The organism is Microcoleus sp. N9_B4 (assembly GCF_036701635.1).
Lineage (GTDB): Bacteria > Cyanobacteriota > Cyanobacteriia > Cyanobacteriales > Microcoleaceae > Microcoleus.
Genome location: NZ_JAUBRC010000111.1, coordinates 1 through 1,880, shown reverse-complemented (window position 1 = coordinate 1,880; position 1,880 = coordinate 1). Strand labels below are relative to the sequence as shown.

Sequence of the window (1,880 nt, the reverse complement as noted above, 5' to 3'; positions counted from 1 at the left end):
CATTGTTTATACGCCCTTTATTTCACATTTGGGTACACAATGCAAGGGCTTATTGAGAATGGTGCAAGATCTCAGTTCAAACCGAGACATTGACCGGGAACCACCAGATACCTTACGTTTAGTCACGGCTAATCGCAGAGAACGTTCCGCCAAATTATTGTCAGGGGGAATTTCAGGATGGTCTAAAAAATACCACCATTGGTGCGCTTTATTCTGTAACGACCGCAGTAAAAGTCCAGCGGCATAACCAACCTGACCTTGCCAAGTATTTAACAATTCTGCCAGTCTGACCTTAAACTCCTTCGCCCAAGTGTGATAATCGAGTTCTTCAGCGTGTTCGCGCCCGGAGTCGATGTTGTCGAAATGCCTCATCAATTAATTCCAAGAACGCAGAGGCGACGACTGTATTGTTACCGTGACTAATTTGAAGAATTTTCTTAAAATGTCGCCGTAGATGGGCTAGACATTTTTGCTGCGCTCCAACCACAATACCGTTATATACGCTAAAATCATCGGAACTCAACACACCAGCAAACTCGTTCCCCAGCATCGTCTCTAATTCGGCTCTACTTCGAGTATCCGCAGCATGAAACAGGCAAAAATCTTGACCCGTAGCTGTCCATAACCATTCTTTGACTCCCTTGACACACCAAGGGGTTTCATCGACATGGACGTTCGCTTGTAACGGTGCCCATTTCCACAAGTCTTCAATGGCAGGCTTGACGGCATCGGCTACCCGCCCATTTGTGGCTTGTAATGTGCCTATACCAATTTCAATGCCACCTAATTCCCGCAGGAATTCTTGTTGCTTTTCATAGGATATATGTCCATAATTACCTAACCATACCAATAATGCTTGTAGGTCGATACTTAAGTCTTGTCCTGGGACTATCCCGGATGCTGGTGAGCCAATCACCATTGCTCCGCATTCATTACACTGACACTTCACCCGTTGATATTCCACTACTTCAATTGGTTTAGCGACCAAACAAGCTACCTGCTGCTTGCTGTAACCAATTATCTCACTTAATTCTTTGCTGCCACAATGCTCACAAAAGTCAGGAGAGCTGATTTGATATCTATCTACTCGCCCAAATCCTTTTCTGGTTTTGCCGATATGTCCTCGCTGTCCTCCTGGTTTGCGCTTGGGTTCGGACTCTGAGGAGGAGGAGTTCTCAGAAGAGGCTTTCTCTGATTTCTGTAGTAGATCGCTGGATGGGGGTTTCGATGATGTCTTACTATTACTCGGCTGTTTCTCTTTGAGCTTTTCGAGTTCTTGTTGTAATTTTTCTATGAGCTTCTGTTGTGTCAGCACAATTTTGATCAGTTCCTCACGGCTTAACTGCTCAACTACTTCCATTTTTAGTGCTGTTAACTCTGGTTTTTCGCTCATCTGATTACATTACCATATTTCTGTACTCCCAACGAGTTTGACCAGTTCTTCATAGCTCCACTGCTCAACTATTTTAATTTTCAGTGCTGCTGACTCTTGTTTTTCCCTCATCTGACTACCAGATTCCTGGACTTTCAACTATTTTTGACCTGAATACTTACGGTAACGCTACAAAATTCACGATCTCCTAACACGATCAAGTTATAATCTGATAAGGCGGCGAATACTGGCGTTAATACGAATTGTTGGTTTCCTAATGTGCTGTTCCCTTGTTTGTCAAGCATTTTCCAATAAATAGGAATAGCTCTTTTTCGCCAAATCATGCTGACCATCAAAATATTATTGGATTGCCATTTGGTTCGGTCTATTGCTAAATATACAACCTTATTCTGTTTGACAGTACCTTTAATCGGGTGCATCTCACTTTTGCGAATATGTCAAAAAAGGGTTAAAATGAAAAAGCTAGTAAAATCGTTAAATAAAAATG

At 42.6% G+C, this 1,880-nt stretch carries 3 protein-coding genes; all 3 read right to left on the bottom strand.

Going from position 1 to position 1,880, the window contains the following annotated elements:
* Positions 1 to 6: 6 nt before the first annotated feature.
* Positions 7 to 372, bottom strand: coding sequence for an IS66 family transposase (locus tag QUA43_RS30640; RefSeq protein WP_445302025.1), 366 nt, complete (start codon positions 370 to 372; stop codon positions 7 to 9).
* Positions 329 to 1,393, bottom strand: coding sequence for an IS66 family transposase (gene tnpC, locus QUA43_RS30635; RefSeq protein ID WP_333379526.1), 1,065 nt, complete (start codon positions 1,391 to 1,393; stop codon positions 329 to 331). Before tnpC ends, QUA43_RS30640 begins: the two co-directional genes overlap by 44 nt.
* Positions 1,394 to 1,527: 134 nt before the next feature.
* Positions 1,528 to 1,812, bottom strand: a complete 285-nt coding sequence (locus QUA43_RS30630; RefSeq protein WP_333379524.1) for a hypothetical protein — start codon at positions 1,810 to 1,812, stop codon at positions 1,528 to 1,530.
* Positions 1,813 to 1,880: the final 68 nt, after the last annotated feature.

Bases quoted from the DNA above. Each gene is read 5' to 3' on its own strand.
- QUA43_RS30640 (WP_445302025.1), bottom strand. From the start codon at position 372: ATGAGGCATTTCGACAACATCGACTCCGGGCGCGAACACGCTGAAGAA.
- tnpC (WP_333379526.1), bottom strand. From the start codon at position 1,393: ATGAGCGAAAAACCAGAGTTAACAGCACTAAAAATGGAAGTAGTTGAG.
- QUA43_RS30630 (WP_333379524.1), bottom strand. From the start codon at position 1,812: ATGCACCCGATTAAAGGTACTGTCAAACAGAATAAGGTTGTATATTTA.